Source organism: Flavobacterium sp. Root186 (assembly GCF_001428525.1).
GTDB lineage: Bacteria > Bacteroidota > Bacteroidia > Flavobacteriales > Flavobacteriaceae > Flavobacterium.
On the sequence record NZ_LMHW01000015.1, the window covers coordinates 194,208 to 211,194 of the forward strand.

The window sequence follows — 16,987 nt, forward strand, 5'->3', positions numbered from 1 at the left end:
CTTAAAGTTGAAAGTCATAAAGTCTCAAAGAATGTGACTTTCGACTTTTGACATTCAGACTTTAAACTAAAAGATTGATTTACGTTTTTTGATTTCAGATTTTTTACACCAAGCTAAAACTCAAAATTCATAACTCATAACCCATAACTCTAATAATGAAAGTAACAGAGCATATAGAAAACGCCAAAGGAAAAACATTATTCTCATTTGAAATTATTCCACCTCAAAAAGGGAAAAGTATTAATGAATTATACGATAATATTGATCCGCTAATGGAGTTTAAACCGCCGTTTATTGACGTAACAACTTCTCGCGAAGAGTATATTTATATTGACAAAGGCAACGGCCTTTTAGATAAAAAACTGACTCGTATGCGTCCGGGAACGCTAGGAATTTGCGCTTCTATAAAACATAAATACAATGTTGATACCGTACCGCATTTGCTTTGCGGTGGATTTACACAAGAAGAAACAGAATATATGCTGGTCGATTGTCAGTATTTAGGAATCAACAACGTTATGGCGCTGCGTGGCGATGCCATGAAAGACGAACAGTCTTTCGTGCCTAAAGCTGGCGGAAATCATTATGCTATTGATTTAGTACGACAAATTAACGACCTAAACTGTGGAAAGTATCTGCATGAAGTGATGGATATCGACAACAAGGCTGACTTTTGTATTGGTGTTGCGGGATATCCTGAAAAACATTTAGAATCACCATCTTTACAATCAGATTTAAAAAGGTTAAAAGAAAAAGTAGATGCCGGTGCAGATTATGTGGTAACACAAATGTTTTTTGACAACTCGAAATATTTTAACTTTGTAGCTAAAGCAAGAGAAATGGGTATTACAATTCCAATTATCCCTGGAATTAAACCCATTGCTGTTCAAAGACATTTACAAGTTCTGCCGCAGATTTTCAGAATAGATTTACCGGAAGATTTAATCGATGCTGTTGATAAATGCAAAAACAATGCAGAAATCAAGCAAGTCGGAATCGAATGGGCGATTCAGCAATCATTAGAATTAAAAGCTGCCGGAGTTCCGTTTTTACATTATTATTCAATGGGGAAATCTGAGAATATTCGCCAGATTGCTAGTCAGGTTTTTTAGGTCTTTGCGAGGAATGAAGCAATCTCACGGTGCTTATCTTTTGTGCTTTTGTTAGTGCGGTTGCTTCGTTCCTCGCAATGACAATAAGCTTGGAATTTGAAATTTTTTAATTGGAATTTAATTTTTGTATTATGAAAAAGGAAGAATTACAAGCAATCGCCTCTCAGCTAAAACATCCAACAGGAGAAAAAGGCATAGAAATGGCTAATATGATGCATGAAACCAACATCAATATGACACGCCATTCGATTCAAAATCTAAATATAAAAGCCGGAAATTCTATTTTAGAATTGGGTCACGGAAATGCGGGACATGTAGCGTTTTTATTTGAACAAGCAGAAAACCTAAAATATTACGGATTAGAAATGTCGGAACTGATGTTTCAGGAAGCGCGCCAGATCAACAGGAATTTTGTCTCTCAAAAACAGGCTTTCTTTTCACTTTATGATGGAAATAAATTTCCGTTTGAAGACGAATATTTTGATAAAATATTTACTGTAAATACTATTTACTTCTGGCAGGAACCAGAAAAATTACTTTTAGAAATTTACAGAGTTCTAAAACCAAATGGAAATTTCTGCTTAACATTTGCTGAGGAAGATTTCATGAAGCAACTTCCATTTACGCAATTTGAGTTTGAACTATACAGCACTGAAAAGGCGCAAAATTTAATTAAGAAAACGCCTTTTAAAATTATTTACACAGAATCGCAGACAGAAAAAGTAAAAAGCAAAACAGGCGAATTGGTCGACAGGGCTTTTACAAGTTTTATTCTGGAAAAATAATTTTTTTGCCACAGATTAAAAAATTTAAAGGTTTTTTAATCTGCGTTAATCCCAATCTGTGGCAAAAAATAATTAATTCTCGTAGTTTTTTTAGTACTTTCATTCTTTATTATTAATCTTTCTGAATTATAATCCGTTAATTATGGAAGTTAAGAAAATCAATTTTTTGCAGAGTTACAGCAGTATTTTATGGCTTCTTGGCGGTATAATAATCGGAAGTATTTTCGGATTAGTGTTTGGAGAAGATGTTTTGATCATAAAACCACTTGGTGATATTTTTCTGAACTTGCTTTTTACAGCTATTATACCACTTATATTTTTTACAATTGGTTCTTCAATTGCCAATTTGGAAAGAACAGAAAAACTAGGAAAACTCTTTATCATTATGATTCTGGTTTTCTTGGCTACGATTCTTATTTCTGCCATTGTTATGATTTTTGCCGTTTATCTTTTTCCAATTCATCAGGATATTGCTATTACAAAAATCCCGTTTGAAAATGTAGACTCAGGATCAGCCGGAGATCAAATCGCCAAACTGCTTACTGCAAATGATTTCTTCGAATTATTGTCTCGAAAAAGCATGTTGGCGTTGATTATTTTTTCTTTTTTAATAGGATTTGCAACATTACAATCTGGAGAAAAAGGAAATGCTTTCAAGAGTTTTTTAGATTCAGGAAACGAAGTAATGAAACAGCTTTTAAACATCATAATGAAATTTGCACCAATTGGTTTGGGAGCGTATTTTGCCTATCAGGTTGGTATTTTCGGACCACAGTTGTTTGGAGTTTATGCGAAACCTATGGCAGTTTATTATGCAGCCTGTGTTTTCTATTTCTTTGTGTTTTTTAGTTTATACGCACTTGTCGCTGGCGGAAAAAGAGCCTTTAAAGTTTTTTGGAGCAATAATATTACGCCGTCATTAACAGCGGTTGGAACTTGCAGCAGTATTGCAACCATTCCGGCAAATCTGGATGCCGCACAAAAAATGAGAATTCCGTCTCATGTTCGCAATTTGGTAATTCCGCTTGGAGCGCCTTTGCATAAAGATGGTTCCAGCATGTCTTCCATCTTAAAAATTACTTTTCTTTTTGCCATGTTTGGTAAAGATTTTACAGATCCTATGACCATTCTTTTGGCTTTGGGAATTACTGTTATTGTGTCAATTGTAGAAGGCGGAATCCCAAACGGAGGTTATATTGGCGAAATCTTAGCTATTACCGTTTATGGTTTTCCGATGGAACAAGCACTTCCGGTTGCCATGATTTTGGGAACTTTGGTTGATCCAATTGCAACTTTACTAAATGCAAATGGGGATGTAATTTGTTCGATGATGGTTTCGAGATTTTCAGAAAAAACGAAGTGGTAGATTCATTATAAAGTTTTCCATTCTTAAAAATAATTCTAAAATTTACTTTCATTCACCTTGTGTTAGGGCTTTGACTTCGCTCAGCCTGACAGTTGAGGTTAAATACTATATAAATATGAATTCAATATTACAACACGATCTAAACGATTTAGAAAATATCTTAGAAAAAGCAAAACGACAAGGCATTGATTTTCTTAATAATCTTGAAAATATCCCAACATCCAATAATAATAAAATTGACCCCAAACGAGATTTAAACAATTTAGGTTTAGGTTCTGAAAAAGCTTTAAAAGAATTTAAGGAAAGATTAGCGCCTTTATTAGTTTCGTCTCCGGGACCGCGTTATTGGGGATTTGTAACCGGAGGATCTACTCCGGCTTCTATTGTTGGTGACTGGCTGGCAACGGTTTACGATCAAAACACACAATCGGTAACGTCGCAGGGCGGGAATTCGGCCTTAATAGAATTTGAAACCATCAATCTATTATTGCAATTATTAGAACTTCCAGACTCTTTTTTAGGTGGATTTGTAACGGGTGCAACAATGTCAAATTTTACCTCTTTGGCAGTTGCCAGACAATGGTTTGGAAAACAATTTGGAAAAGATTTTGCTAAAAACGGAATTTCAGAAACCATAAATATTTTAACTGCAACGCCGCATTCTTCTTCCATAAAATCATTATCGATGTTAGGAATCGGGAGTCAGAATTACACAGTGGTTAAAACAATCGAAGGTAATCGTGAAGCCATTGATCTTGCTGATTTAGAATTGAAAATAAAAGAATTAAATGGAAAACCTTTTATATTGATTTCAAGTGCAGGAACCGTAAATACTGCAGATTTTGATGATTTTGAAGCGATTTCAAATCTAAAAGAAAAATACAATTTCTGGTGGCATATCGATGCTGCTTTTGGAGGTTTTGCCGCCGTTTCAGAGAAATACAAAGGTTATGTTCAAGGCTGGGAAAATGCAGACAGCATTACAATTGATTGTCATAAATGGCTCAATGTGCCTTATGAAAGTGCTTTTTATTTAATTAAAAAGGCACATGTAAACCTGCAGATCGAAACGTTTCAGAATTCGAACGCTCCATATTTAGGAGACCCACTGGAGAATTTTAATTATTTAAATGTTCTTCCTGAAAATTCACGCCGTTTAAGAGCGCTGCCGGTTTGGTTTTCTTTAGTAGCATACGGAAAAGAAGGCTTTTGTGATATTATCGAAAAAAGCACTTCATTGGCGCTTCATTTTGGGAATGCTCTTATTGAAGATGGCAGCTTTGAACTTCTGGCTCCAATTCGATTAAATAATGTTTGTTTTACTTTAAAGGGAGATGAAAATCAAGATAAAGTGGGAGAGTTTTTAACAAAACTAAATGATACAGGAACTGTTTTTATGACGCCCACTGTTTATCAAAACAAAAAAGGAATCCGGGCTTCATTTGTAAATTGGCGAACTAAAGAAGAAGATATTAATATAGTTTTAGAAGAAATGAAACTGCTTATCTAAAAAAAAATTTTTTTTTACAAAGTCCTGCTAACTATGGTAAGCAGGACTTTTTTTTATAGACTTTGTAAGGTTTTTAATGTATTTAGACATTGTTATTTTAACTTATTTTCAACTTTATTTAACAAAAAACTAATTCAATCTTAATCAAATCTTAAGAATCAATGGATTTTTTTGTTGATATTTTATTTTAATGGTTAATTTTATTTTTATTTAGAATAATTAAAAATAAATTTGTTTTGACTCGTTTTGGATGTTAATTTTGTGCCAAATTTAATTCAAACCAATTTATCTAATGCAAATAAATAGACTGTTAATTCTGATTTTAATGTTCTTCACTTCACTTCATGGTTTTTCACAAAATAGCAAAGTAAACTTAAGTGGTGTCGTTTTAGGTGATAATGGAAAACCTGCTGAAGGTGTTTCGGTAGCATTAAAAGGAACATCCTATTCAACTCTAACAAACGAAAAAGGAGAATTTGAAATTAGTGCCGCACCAGGTAATTATACTTTATCAATTACTTACGTTGGTTACAAATCAAAACAAACCAAAATAAATCTGGATCAGTCTAAAACAATTCCAACGATTACTATCGAAGAGGATATGGCGGCTTTAGAGGAAGTTCAGGTAACAGGGAAGTCTAAAGTGCAACGAGTAAAAGAACAACCTTTTAATATTTCAACGGTTGACTTGAAACAGCTATACAATACTTCGGCTGATTTAAATCAGGTATTAAATACCACTACTGGAGTACGTGTACGTGAATCTGGCGGAATGGGATCTGAGTTTAAGTTTTCTGTAAATGGTTTTGCAGGAGAGCAGATCAAATTTTTTCTTGATGGTATACCGATGGATAATTATGGTTCATCATTTACATTAAACAATATTCCAGTAACAATGGCTGAGAGAATTGATGTATATAAAGGAGTTGTGCCAATTGAGCTTGGCGGAGACGCATTAGGAGGTGCTGTTAATATTGTTTCTAATAGAAGTATTGATAGGTTCCTTGATGCATCTTACAGTTATGGTTCTTTTAATACTCATAAATTATCAATCAATACAAGGCTGACAAGTAAAAAAGGTGTAGTGGCTAATATTTTAGCTTTCGGTAATTATTCAGATAACAGTTTTAAAGTTGATGCTCGTATTCCAGATGCTTTTTCAGGAGTATACGGACCGGAACAAAAACTTAAGCATTTTCATGACGGATATAAACAAGCTGCAATTATGGCAGAAGTTGGTGTGAAAGATAAAAAATATGCAGATTATTTATTATTTGGAGCAACTGTAAGTGCTAATAAAAAAGAAATTCAGCAAGGAACGACAATGTTAAGAGTTGTTGGAGATGCTTTTACAGACAGTCAGAATTTTGTTCCCTCTTTAAAATATAAAAAGACAGGTTTATTTACTAAAGGTTTAACAGCAAGTTTAGCAGCATCTTACAATATTTCTCAAGATAGAGTTGTAGATACATCATCTGCACGATATGACTGGTCAGGGAATTACACAATAAAAAGTTATGAAAGCGGTGGAGAAATTAATACGGTTAAAACTTTAATGGTGTATGATATAAAATCGCTTCAAAGTAATGCTAATCTTAGATATGAATTAAATGAGAACAGCTCTTTGGCCTTTAACTATACTCTTTTAAACTATAAGCGTAGAGAAGATAATGAATATAGTACTAAAGACACTCCAAGCGAACCATTTATAAATAAAAATGTTTTAGGTCTTTCTTATAATTTATCTGCTTTAGAAAAGAGGCTGTCTTTTACAGCTTTCACTAAAATGTTTGATATGAAAGGTGAAATAACAGAACAAGACGGAAGTATCACAAAACCAATGTTTAATGATATAGGATATGGTACTGCAGCAGCTTATTTTATCATCCCGGAAGAATTACAAATAAAATTGTCTTACGAACATGCTTACAGACTTCCATCGGCTCTTGAATTATTAGGAGACGGAGGATATAGAGTAAATGCAAATCCCGATTTACAAAGAGAAGTGAGTGACAATATCAATCTTGGTTTTGCTTACAAAAAGACATTTGGCGTACACTCTTTAGGGTTAGAAACAAGCTTTATCTATCGTCAGGGAAATAATTTCATACAAGCAGGAATTGACCCTGCTGATGCTACAAAAAGTAAAAGCAGAAACTTTAAGAATATTCAGGTTACAGGCGTAGACGGTGTTGTTCACTACGGTTATAAAGAATGGTTCACTTTTGATGCTAATGCAACGTATCAAAAAAAGTTAAACATGGATGATACTCTTTTGCCGGGAACAAACCAGATTAATTATTTGTATAAAACACAAGTTCCAAATGAGCCAATTTTATATGGTAATGGTAATTTGGGTTTCCATTTCAAAAAGTTAAAATTTACTGACGATTTCCTAACGTTTAATTTAGGAACAACTTATTCTGCTAGTTATTATTTAAATCCTCCGTCATTAGGAAGTCAGAATAAGAAAGAAATTCCAGAACAGCTTTATTATTCGGCATCTTTAGCCTATACCCTTAAAAACGGACGTTATAATATTGCTTTAGAATGCCATGATCTTACAGACGTTAAATTATATGATTATTATAATGTACAAAAGCCGGGAAGATCATTTACAGTTAAGTTGAGATACTTCTTCATGTAATATTTTATAAATAAAAATTAGTAATAAACTCAATATTTAATTCTGTTTTAAGACAGAGAAAATTAATTAAAACTCAAATACAATGAAAACAATTAAAAATTTATTAGCTGTTACGCTAATGTCTGCTGCTCTTTTTTCTTGCAGCAGTGATGATTCATCAGATGAAAATACAACAGAAGGAAGCAAATATGTTTTAGGATATCAAACTGCAACATGGAACAGTAACTACATGTGGAGTTTTGACTCTTTAGATCAGTTAATGTCTGGAACTATTGATATGACAGGAAAAGGAATTGAGCAAGGTGGTTCTTATATTCCAATCGCAAATACTATGTTTGCTTGTGATACTGAAGTAGAAGGAGCAGCTCCTTTTTATTTAAATTCTGCAAGCCAATTAGTTGCTGGAAACCGTGTGTTTATTGAGTCGCAATTTGCTTATGGTGTAACAGATGACGATAAATTATTAATCGTTGGTGCTTCTTGGGAAGGAAGTTCTACAGATAACGAATTAATTATCTACGATCCGGTAAAACAAGCTATCACAGGCCGTAAATTTAATAGTTTTGCTACAACAACAGGACGTTTTGATTTTCCAACAGGTGTAACTGTTGTAGGAGATAAAGTATTTGTTTCTGTTTTTGACAGAGATGCAAGTGACGACTGGGATATCGATCAGAAAAAAGCCTACATAAGAATTTACGATTACCCATCATTGACTTTTGTAAAAAGAATTGCTGATCCTCGTACTACTGCAGTAGGTATGTATTATACAAATACTGGAATTATCCGTACAGATTCAGGAAATATTTATACTTTTTCATCAAACGCTTTAGCTTCTGGATATAATGTTGTAGCAGATGCACATTCAGGAATTCTACGTATCAATAAAGGACAAACTGAGTTTGATGCTAATTATTTCTTTGATATTCAAGCAAGTTCTCTTAATGGAAAAGTAGTTGCTGCTTATCCTCTTGGAGGAGAAAAAGCATATGTTGTTTATATTCCTACAACTGACGATACTGTATCTTGGGGGTTCTTAAATCATTCTTCATACAAGTTTAAATCTGCAATTATAGATTTACCATCTAAAACTATAACTCCTGTTACTGGATTACCTCTACATGCTGGTGATAGTTATTTTGGAGTTGGAAGTTTATTTGTTGAAGATGGAAATGCTTATAAAGCTTTTGTAACTAACGATGAAGTTCGTGTTTACAAAATCAACATTGCAACTGGTGCTGCAACTGCTGGAGCAAAAGTAACTGGAGGTGGAACCGACATCTCGGCTATTACAAAACTGTCTCCAAGATAATACTAAAAAACTTTTTTACTACATAGCCATATAGCCAATGCTTACAAGTATTGGTTATATGGTTTTTTTATAATAACGATTTCACAACTGTGAAATACAATAAAAATAAAAATGTCTGTTACCAATCCCAAAAAAACAAAACCGAAATCGCGCTTCAGTAAAGTAAACGCCTGGCTGCATTTGTGGCTTGGATTAGCTTCTGGAATTGTTGTTCTCATAATGGCAGTTACAGGCAGTATTTTGGTTTTTGAACATGAAATAAAAGCAATGACTTCGCCTTGGTTAAATGTCGAAGCGCAAAGTGCTGATAAGATTTTACCTCCTTCTAAGATTTATGCTTTGGTTAAAAAAACTTTACCGGAAAAAGATATTCACGGCTTATGGTATAATGGCTTAGATAAAACAGTAAAAGTTGATATTGAATCAGATTCATTGATTTATGTGAATCCGTATAACGGTCAAATTACCGGAATGGTAGATCATGAAGATTTTTTTCATATTATTGATGAAGGACATCGTCATTTGTGGTTAGATGAGGAAATTGGTACACAAATAACGGTTTGGGCGACACTAATATTTTTCTTTTTGCTAATAAGCGGACTCATTCTTTGGTTTCCAAAAAAATGGAACAAGACCACTTTAAACAACAGTTTAAAAATAAAATGGAAAGCAAAATTTAAGCGTTTAAATTATGATCTTCATAATGTTATGGGTTTTTATGCCTTAACACTCGCAGTAGTTATATCTTTTTCCGGTTTATTGATGAGTTTTCACTGGCTTCGTGAAAGTATCTATTGGATTACCGGCGGCGAAGAAAAAGATAAAAACAAAACAGAGCAAATTGTCAAAGAAAATGTTTTGTCTAAACAGCAGTTAGATAAATTGACCGCAGCAGATTTTATTTGGAAAAAAGTGCGTACCGAAATTGCTGTCGAAAATAAAGAAGCAATTATTATTAATTTTCCAGATGCGCCTAAGGATGATTTTTATGCTTGTACCGATATGCATAATGGAGTTTGGAGAGATTTGTATTTCGATTCGGCAACATTAGAATTAATTCCGAAATCGCAAAAATATATCAGTAATGAACCTTTTTCAGACTGGTTAATGCGCACCAATTATAGTCTTCATGTTGGTGCTATCGGCGGTATCTCAACAAAAATTTTCTATTTTATGGCAAGTCTAATCTGTGCTACTTTGCCCATAACAGGTTTTTATATTTGGTGGGGAAGAAAGAAAACAAAAAAACGCTAAACTTTTACATCAAAAATAAAAAGAGCCTGTCTAAAAATTAGCAGGCTCTTTTCTTTCAAAAAAAAATAAAAAACAAAAAAACAAGTTTCAAGGAATGAAATTAAATTCTATATGTAAAGGCTAATGTAGCAATGCGATTATCCAAATCGTATCGTTTATTAATTGCCGTTTGTCCAACAACTGAGTTGATGTAAAAATTATTTGTATTAAAAACATCTGTGACGTTTAATTTAAAGTTTCCTTTTCCGGCCAAAACCTGTTTTGAAATCCCAATGCTTAAATCAAAAAATCCATCTCTTTCATAAACACCTAAATTTGACTTCGATTGGTATTGTACATTCGCTTCGGCTTTTAAACTCTCTGTAATTGTAAACGAATTTTGAACGCTTAAATTCAATGTTACAATAGGGTTAATTGTAGAAGAATTAAGCACATTTCCCATAAATCTATTTTCGAAAACATTAAAAAGCGTATTTACTGACCAATATTTAGCAAGTTCGGCTGTATGTGTAATGTTTGTACCATAATTATAGGACTTCGAAACGTTGATCTGAGAAGTTACGGTCGTGTTATTATCCGGATTATAGACATATACTTCTGTAAAAACATCTTTTGTGGTGTTGAAATATAAAGAAGCCATAAAAGCATTTTTCCATGCATAACCAATTTCGGCCGCGTGTGTAATTTCTGGAACTAAGTTTGGATTTCCCTGCGAATAATTGAATGAATCATCATAAAAACGAAACGGATTCAAATCGAATTGACTCGGTCTGTTAATTCTTTTGCTGTATGAAGCATGAACAGAATGACTGCTCGTAAATTCATACTTTAAAGAAAGAGTCGGAAACCATTTTAAATAATCATCCTTATGCTCTTCATTTAATGTTTTTTGGAGAATATCAATTGCAGTATATTCAGTTCGTAAACCACCCTGGATATTCAAATTATCAATTTGGTATTTATAGTTGGCATAAGCAGCATAAATCTGTTCCTTATATTCAAAATGATTGGTAGAATTGGCATCTATTACCCATTCATCATTATTTAAATATTCATAAATAGATGGATTGTCATTATTTTTTAAACTGGCTTTAAACCCCCATTCAACAGAGTTTTTTTCTTTTAATGGATTTGTAAAATCTATCTTTCCTGTAAAAACTCTTAATTGGGATGGAATATAACCTCTTCGATCGTTTATATTAGTTGTGTTTGAAAGATCGTCTGCACTTTGAAACTGATTCGATCTAAATCTTGAAGTTTCATATTCAAAATCAAATGACATATTCTTTCCTTCTGTATTGAACTTGTGAACTCCCGAAAAAGCATATGTATAATCAAACCATTTCTCTTTACTGTCATTATAAGTCACAGCATCAAAATGAGGCTGGTTCATTGCATTAAATATTGTATTTGTACCATCTGCAATATTTTCATAGCGCCCAATTTTTGCATCAACATACGCTTCAACATTGGTTTTCGATGAAATTTCATATTGAGAACCAATTTTAAAATTGTTTGAAGTTAAAGGCTCGTCCGTAACTGAAGTTTGATGATTTGTGGTCGAAACCTGCTGGCGGTTTTGATCTGTATATTGTGTCTGGTTAAATTCTTTGCGTTCTTCCTCACCTCTAAAAGTATAACTGTAATTGCCGTAAACACCCAATTTGTTTTTGTTATAACTTAAATTAACTCCAGAATTAGTTCTGTTTTTTCGGCCTCTTCCAAAACTGGTAAAAGCGGTTCCTTTTAATCCTGAAGTACTTGGCTTTTTGAGAATGATATTGATAATTCCGGCTTTTCCTGCAGCATCATATTTAGATGAAGGATTGGTAATAACTTCTATTTGTTTGATGTTTGAAGAAGTAGTCGATTTTAAATAATTGGCCAATTCTTTTTGAGAAAGCTGAGTCAGTTTGCCATTAATCATCACCGCAACGCCCTGCTGTCCGCGAATAGATAAATCCCCATCCTGCGAAACCACAACGCCCGGTGCACGTGATAAAACATCCAATGCAGTCCCGCCTTCAGAAACAATACTATTTTCAACATTAAAAACCAATCGATCCGATTTTTGAGTATATAAAACTTTCTTTTTTGTAATTACAATTTCATCTAAAACATTAATTGATGTTTCAACTATGCTGTCATTTTCCTGCTCCGTTTGTGAATACGAGTACACTGAAAATGCCAGCATAATTGAGGTAATAATATTCTTCATGTTGTTTTGGGCATTTAATTTTTGAAGTGGCTTATATTTTTATTGTAAAACAATTTGTTCAATTTTATGAGAAAGTTTTTCCAAAAAGCTTTCGGTTTGACCTAAAATTGAAATGAAGAAACTTTTTATATAGAAGTATAAAGTTGACATTAGTGCTGATATTATAATTTTTATATTGGCAAATATAATACTATTTATAACAAGTCTAAATAAAAATAATTAAAAATTGCATAATAAAATGCCAAACGTTTGATAACGAGTAAATAATGTTTGAAAGAGAAGGAAATTATGAAGAGAAACAAAGATTCTTAGAATAGAAAAACCGATTTATTCTTAAGAATAAATCGGTTTTTTTATAATCTGCGACTGAAAACCGTGACTGTGACTGAAAACTTACTTAGTAATTTCTCTAAAAACAGCTTCCAGGTTTTTATTTTTCTGATTTAACTGTAATGTTTTTAAACCATTTTCAGTAGCAAAGTCGAAAATTGCAGGGCGCATATCTTTTTCTGTAACAAAAGTTAGTTCCCAGGTCATGTCATGCGTGTTTTTGTATGAAGAAATGTTTTCTAATCTGGCTAAAAGCTGTTCTTCGACTTTATAATCAAACTCTACCTCAATAACTTGCTCTTTATTTGCAGCAACCAAATGGTCTAATTTATTATCGGCTACAATTTGTCCTTTGTCAATAATTATGACACGATCGCAAATTGCTTCGACTTCCTGCATAATATGTGTCGATAAAAAAATGGTTTTATCCTTACCGATATTTTTGATTACATTTCTAATTTCCATTAACTGATTAGGGTCCAGACCTGTAGTTGGTTCATCCAAAATCAAAACATCAGGATTATGCAATAAAGCATTCGCAAGCCCAACGCGCTGACGGTATCCTTTAGAAAGCTGGCTTATTTTTTTATGACTTTCCGATGTCAGTCCTGTCAGTTGAATTACTTCTTCAATTCTTGACTTTGGCACTTTATAAACATCGGCATTAAAAGCCAAATACTCACGAACATACAAATCCAAATATAACGGATTATGCTCTGGTAAATATCCTATCGACTGCTGTACTGCTTTTGCGTTTGTCATGACATCGTGACTATTTACAAGGGCTGAGCCACTGTCGGCAAGTAAATAAGTGGTCAAGATTTTCATTAAAGTAGATTTTCCGGCTCCGTTGGGACCAAGAAATCCTACGATTTCTCCTTTCTCAATTTTAAACGAAATTTCATTTAAAGCTTTTTGCTCTCCGTAACTTTTTGATATACTGTTTACTTCTATCGACATGACTTTTTATTTGCTACAAAAGTAAACAGAAATAGTCTCGATTGCTAAAAATTCTCTTTTAAAGTAATTATAAAAAAAATCAATGAGCCCAGTATTCACGGCATTGTTATTGTTAAAGGAATGCTAAAATTAAAATATACCCCAAATTATGAAAAAAATTCTAGTGATGGCTGCATTGGCTATCTGCAGTTTTGCAAACGCTCAAAAAGGAACAGTTTTAGTAGGTGGAAACATTGGATATTCTTCTGAAAAAGCGGAATACAGATTTACTGAATCAAAATCAAATGAGTTCAGCTTTTCTCCTAAAGTAGGTTACCAATTTCACGACAACTGGACTGTTGGAGGTGAATTTACAGTTTCTTCTTCAAAAAATGGTTTTATTGGTGAGGAACAAAAAGTAAATGCTTTTAGAGCTGGAGCTTTCGTTCGTTACTCAGTTCCATTGAACCAGACTTTTGCTGTTTTTGCTGATATGGGAGCTGGTTTCCAAAATCAAAAAGTTAAAAATTATGAGAACGGATTACTTGATTCAAAATCTAAAGCAGATGGGATGTACGTTGGTGTAACTCCGGCCCTTTTCATTAACATGAAAAAAGGATTTGGTCTTAACTTTAGTATTGGTGGTTTAGGATACGAAACATTAAGCTACGATAATAATGGTGCTGATGTTAGCAAATTCTACTTCAACTTTGGACAAACATTTAACATTGGAGTTTCTAAAAACTTCTAATCTTAAGTTATTATATTCAATTTCAGAAAGCACTCCAATTGGGGTGCTTTTTTTGTTTATTAAGATCTTATGAAAAACTAAATTTTGTTGTTTAGCCCCGATAGAAGCGATATCCTTTTGTGGCGGAGTTCGCCATAAAAGATATAGCGGATAGCGGGACTAAAGGTCTTTTGAAAACAAAAACCTTCTGCTTCTAAAAAATAATGCCAGCAAAAGTGAAGTCAAAACTAAATCATAACTAATTCTCGACTCCACTAAGCTGACATAAAAAAACAAAAATATATCTAAAGGAAACTATTAATTCACAGGACTTTCAACAGCTGCGCGCATTTCCTGAGCTGCTGCAACCATTTCGATTAAAGCTTTTTTGGTTTCATCCCAATGACGTGTTTTTAAACCACAATCAGGATTTACCCATAATTGATCTACAGGAATTACAGCCGAAGCTTTTTCTAATAAACGAACCATTTCATTGCTCGAAGGCACACGAGGTGAGTGAATATCATAAACTCCAGGGCCAATTTCGTTTGGATATTTAAAGTTGGCAAACGCATCTAAAAGTTCCATTTGCGAACGAGAACATTCAATTGTGATTACATCGGCATCCATATCGGCAATATTTTGAATAATGTCGTTGAATTCGCTGTAACACATATGTGTATGAATTTGCGTATCATCCTGAACGCCAGATGCCGAAATACGGAAAGCTTTTACAGCCCAATCTAAATAATTCGCCCATTCTTCTTTTCGCAATGGCAAACCTTCACGAATTGCAGGTTCATCAATTTGAATAATTTTAATTCCGGCTTTTTCTAAATCCACAACTTCATCACGAATTGCCAAAGCGATTTGCGTACAAGTTTCAGAACGAGGCTGATCGTTACGTACAAACGACCATTGTAAAATTGTAACAGGCCCCGTAAGCATTCCTTTTACCCATTTTGGAGTTAGAGACTGCGCATATTTTGACCATTTTACCGTCATTGGGTTTGGTCTCGAAACGTCACCGTAAATAACCGGAGGTTTCACGCAGCGGCTTCCGTAACTTTGAACCCAGCCGTTTTTTGTAAAAGTAAATCCAGCCAATTGTTCTCCGAAATATTCCACCATATCGTTACGTTCAAATTCTCCGTGAACCAAAACATCAATTCCGGTTTCTTCCTGAAAACGAATCGTAGCTTCGGTTTCTTTTTCGATCAAATCATTGTATTGTTGTGTAGTTAATTCGCCTTTTTTGAATTTTGCTCTCCAGCTTCTTACTTCAGCTGTTTGAGGGAAAGATCCAATTGTTGTTGTTGGAAATAAGGGAAGATTTAAAGCTTCAATCTGGCTTTTTCTTCTTGTCGCAAAAGTACTTTTACGTTTGTCATCAGCAGCGGTAATTCCGGCAACACGAGCTTTAACTTCGTTATTATGAATTAATTTTGAAGTTTTACGATTGTCGTTTGCGATTACGTTTCTTTCATAATCAACTGAATTCTTAACATCAACTTCACCAGAAGCGAATTGTTTTAAAAGTACAATTTCGTTAATTTTCTGTTTAGCAAAAGCAAGCCATTGTTTAATTTCCGATGTAAGAGTCTGATCGTTTGTTTCTAATTCTAAATCACACGGACTGTGAATTAAAGAACAAGATGGCGCAACCAAAATTCTGTTTTCGCCTAAAGCATCAGTTGCTTTTTTGATTAATTCTAAAGATTTTTTGAAATCATTTTTCCAGATATTTCTACCGTCAACAACTCCCAATGAAAGATTTACGTTTGAAGCCAGTTTTCCTGATTGTAAAATATCATCTAATTGTAGCGGGCAGCGAACTAAATCTAAATGGAAAGTATCAACTGGTAAAGCCAAAGCCGTTTCCAAATTTTCTCCGAAACAATCAAAATAATTCGCTAAAATGATTTTAAGTTTTGGGAAACGAATATTGATTTCGTTATAAACCTGCGTAAAAGTATTTCTTTCTTTATCAGTTAAATTTAAAGCTAAGAAAGGCTCGTCAAGTTGGATGTACTCTGCGTTTTCTGCTTGTAATTTTTCGAAAATTTCGAAGTAAACAGGCAATAAAGCGTCAATAAGATCAATTCGGTTAAAACCTTCTTCTTTTTCTTTTCCTAAAAGTAAATACGAAATTGGCCCAATTAAAACAGGTTTTGTTGCAATTCCTAAAGTATTCGCTTCTTTAAATTCATTGATTATTTTTTCTGAAAACAATTCAAATTTTTGGTTCTTTGTAAATTCAGGAACGATGTAATGATAGTTGGTGTCGAACCATTTTGTCATTTCCATTGCTACAACATCCTGACCTTCTTTTTGCGCGCCTCTTGCCATGGCAAAATACAAGTCAAGAGATGAATTTGTTCTTGCCAATTCATGGTAACGCTGCGGAATTGCACCAACCGTCAAAGTCAAATCCAAAACCTGATCATAAAAAGAAAAATCGTTAGACGGAATTAAATCAACTCCGGCTTGTGATTGTAAATACCAGTTTTTGATACGAATTTCTTTTCCCGCATCGATTAGTTCATCAGCCGAAATTTTTCCTGCCCAATAAAGTTCACTGGCTTTTTTTAATTCTCTGTTACTTCCAATTCTTGGATAACCTAAATTATTTGTTTTCATTTTGATTTCAGTATTTTTTACTGAACAAATTTATTGTATTAGATTTTGTAACTTTAATTTAGGCTTTATTTCAGTAAAATGTGTTTTAAAAATGTATTTTTGTGGATTTAATTACTGTAAATTTCTTTTAAACGAACCTTTAGC

At 33.5% G+C, this 16,987-nt stretch carries 11 protein-coding genes; 8 read left to right on the forward strand and 3 right to left on the reverse strand.

What is annotated here, in order from left to right; all coding sequences use genetic code 11:
- Positions 1 to 155 precede the first annotated feature (155 nt).
- From metF to ASD98_RS20000, 7 genes are all read left to right on the forward strand, one after another.
- Entirely contained in the window at positions 156 to 1,112 is a 957-nt protein-coding gene (gene metF, locus ASD98_RS19970; protein WP_056207881.1) for a methylenetetrahydrofolate reductase [NAD(P)H], read from the forward strand.
- A 131-nt stretch (positions 1,113 to 1,243) separates the two neighbouring features.
- The gene (locus ASD98_RS19975; protein ID WP_056207885.1) at positions 1,244 to 1,897 is read left to right on the forward strand and encodes a class I SAM-dependent methyltransferase; all 654 of its coding nucleotides are present in this window, start codon (positions 1,244 to 1,246) and stop codon (positions 1,895 to 1,897) included.
- Between the two features lie 142 nt (positions 1,898 to 2,039).
- Positions 2,040 to 3,263, forward strand: coding sequence for a dicarboxylate/amino acid:cation symporter (locus ASD98_RS19980; protein ID WP_056207888.1), 1,224 nt, complete (start codon positions 2,040 to 2,042; stop codon positions 3,261 to 3,263).
- A 115-nt stretch (positions 3,264 to 3,378) separates the two neighbouring features.
- Positions 3,379 to 4,773, forward strand: coding sequence for a pyridoxal-dependent decarboxylase (locus tag ASD98_RS19985; RefSeq protein ID WP_056207890.1), 1,395 nt, complete (start codon positions 3,379 to 3,381; stop codon positions 4,771 to 4,773).
- 292 nt (positions 4,774 to 5,065) lie between these two features.
- Entirely contained in the window at positions 5,066 to 7,420 is a 2,355-nt protein-coding gene (locus ASD98_RS19990) for a TonB-dependent receptor (protein WP_056207892.1), read from the forward strand.
- Positions 7,421 to 7,502: 82 nt separating this feature from the next.
- Positions 7,503 to 8,732, forward strand: coding sequence for a DUF4374 domain-containing protein (locus ASD98_RS19995; RefSeq protein WP_056207894.1), 1,230 nt, complete (start codon positions 7,503 to 7,505; stop codon positions 8,730 to 8,732).
- Positions 8,733 to 8,843: 111 nt separating this feature from the next.
- Positions 8,844 to 9,986, forward strand: a complete 1,143-nt coding sequence (locus tag ASD98_RS20000; RefSeq protein WP_056207897.1) for a PepSY domain-containing protein — start codon at positions 8,844 to 8,846, stop codon at positions 9,984 to 9,986.
- A 100-nt stretch (positions 9,987 to 10,086) separates the two neighbouring features.
- Here ASD98_RS20000 and ASD98_RS20005 read toward each other — a convergent pair whose 3' ends face one another.
- Both ASD98_RS20005 and gldA read right to left on the reverse strand, forming a co-directional pair.
- Positions 10,087 to 12,204 carry a TonB-dependent receptor domain-containing protein gene (locus tag ASD98_RS20005; protein ID WP_056207901.1) on the reverse strand — a complete coding sequence of 706 codons (2,118 nt, stop codon included), beginning with the start codon at positions 12,202 to 12,204 and terminating at the stop codon, positions 10,087 to 10,089.
- A 393-nt stretch (positions 12,205 to 12,597) separates the two neighbouring features.
- Positions 12,598 to 13,494 (reverse strand): gliding motility-associated ABC transporter ATP-binding subunit GldA, encoded by an 897-nt coding sequence (gene gldA / locus ASD98_RS20010; protein ID WP_056207904.1) that lies wholly within the window; start codon positions 13,492 to 13,494, stop codon positions 12,598 to 12,600.
- Positions 13,495 to 13,642: 148 nt separating this feature from the next.
- Here gldA and ASD98_RS20015 point away from each other — a divergent pair, with 148 nt between their 5' ends.
- Entirely contained in the window at positions 13,643 to 14,224 is a 582-nt protein-coding gene (locus tag ASD98_RS20015) for an outer membrane beta-barrel protein (RefSeq protein WP_056207907.1), read from the forward strand.
- Between the two features lie 297 nt (positions 14,225 to 14,521).
- Here ASD98_RS20015 and metE read toward each other — a convergent pair whose 3' ends face one another.
- Positions 14,522 to 16,843 (reverse strand): 5-methyltetrahydropteroyltriglutamate--homocysteine S-methyltransferase, encoded by a 2,322-nt coding sequence (gene metE, locus ASD98_RS20020; protein ID WP_056207909.1) that lies wholly within the window; start codon positions 16,841 to 16,843, stop codon positions 14,522 to 14,524.
- Between the last annotated feature and the right edge of the window lie 144 nt (positions 16,844 to 16,987).

Bases quoted from the DNA above. Each gene is read 5' to 3' on its own strand.
- ASD98_RS19985 (WP_056207890.1), top strand. From the start codon at position 3,379: ATGAATTCAATATTACAACACGATCTAAACGATTTAGAAAATATCTTA.
- metE (WP_056207909.1), bottom strand. From the start codon at position 16,843: ATGAAAACAAATAATTTAGGTTATCCAAGAATTGGAAGTAACAGAGAA.
- gldA (WP_056207904.1), bottom strand. From the start codon at position 13,494: ATGTCGATAGAAGTAAACAGTATATCAAAAAGTTACGGAGAGCAAAAA.
- ASD98_RS19990 (WP_056207892.1), top strand. From the start codon at position 5,066: ATGCAAATAAATAGACTGTTAATTCTGATTTTAATGTTCTTCACTTCA.
- ASD98_RS20015 (WP_056207907.1), top strand. From the start codon at position 13,643: ATGAAAAAAATTCTAGTGATGGCTGCATTGGCTATCTGCAGTTTTGCA.
- metF (WP_056207881.1), top strand. From the start codon at position 156: ATGAAAGTAACAGAGCATATAGAAAACGCCAAAGGAAAAACATTATTC.
- ASD98_RS20000 (WP_056207897.1), top strand. From the start codon at position 8,844: ATGTCTGTTACCAATCCCAAAAAAACAAAACCGAAATCGCGCTTCAGT.
- ASD98_RS19980 (WP_056207888.1), top strand. From the start codon at position 2,040: ATGGAAGTTAAGAAAATCAATTTTTTGCAGAGTTACAGCAGTATTTTA.
- ASD98_RS19995 (WP_056207894.1), top strand. From the start codon at position 7,503: ATGAAAACAATTAAAAATTTATTAGCTGTTACGCTAATGTCTGCTGCT.
- ASD98_RS20005 (WP_056207901.1), bottom strand. From the start codon at position 12,204: ATGAAGAATATTATTACCTCAATTATGCTGGCATTTTCAGTGTACTCG.
- ASD98_RS19975 (WP_056207885.1), top strand. From the start codon at position 1,244: ATGAAAAAGGAAGAATTACAAGCAATCGCCTCTCAGCTAAAACATCCA.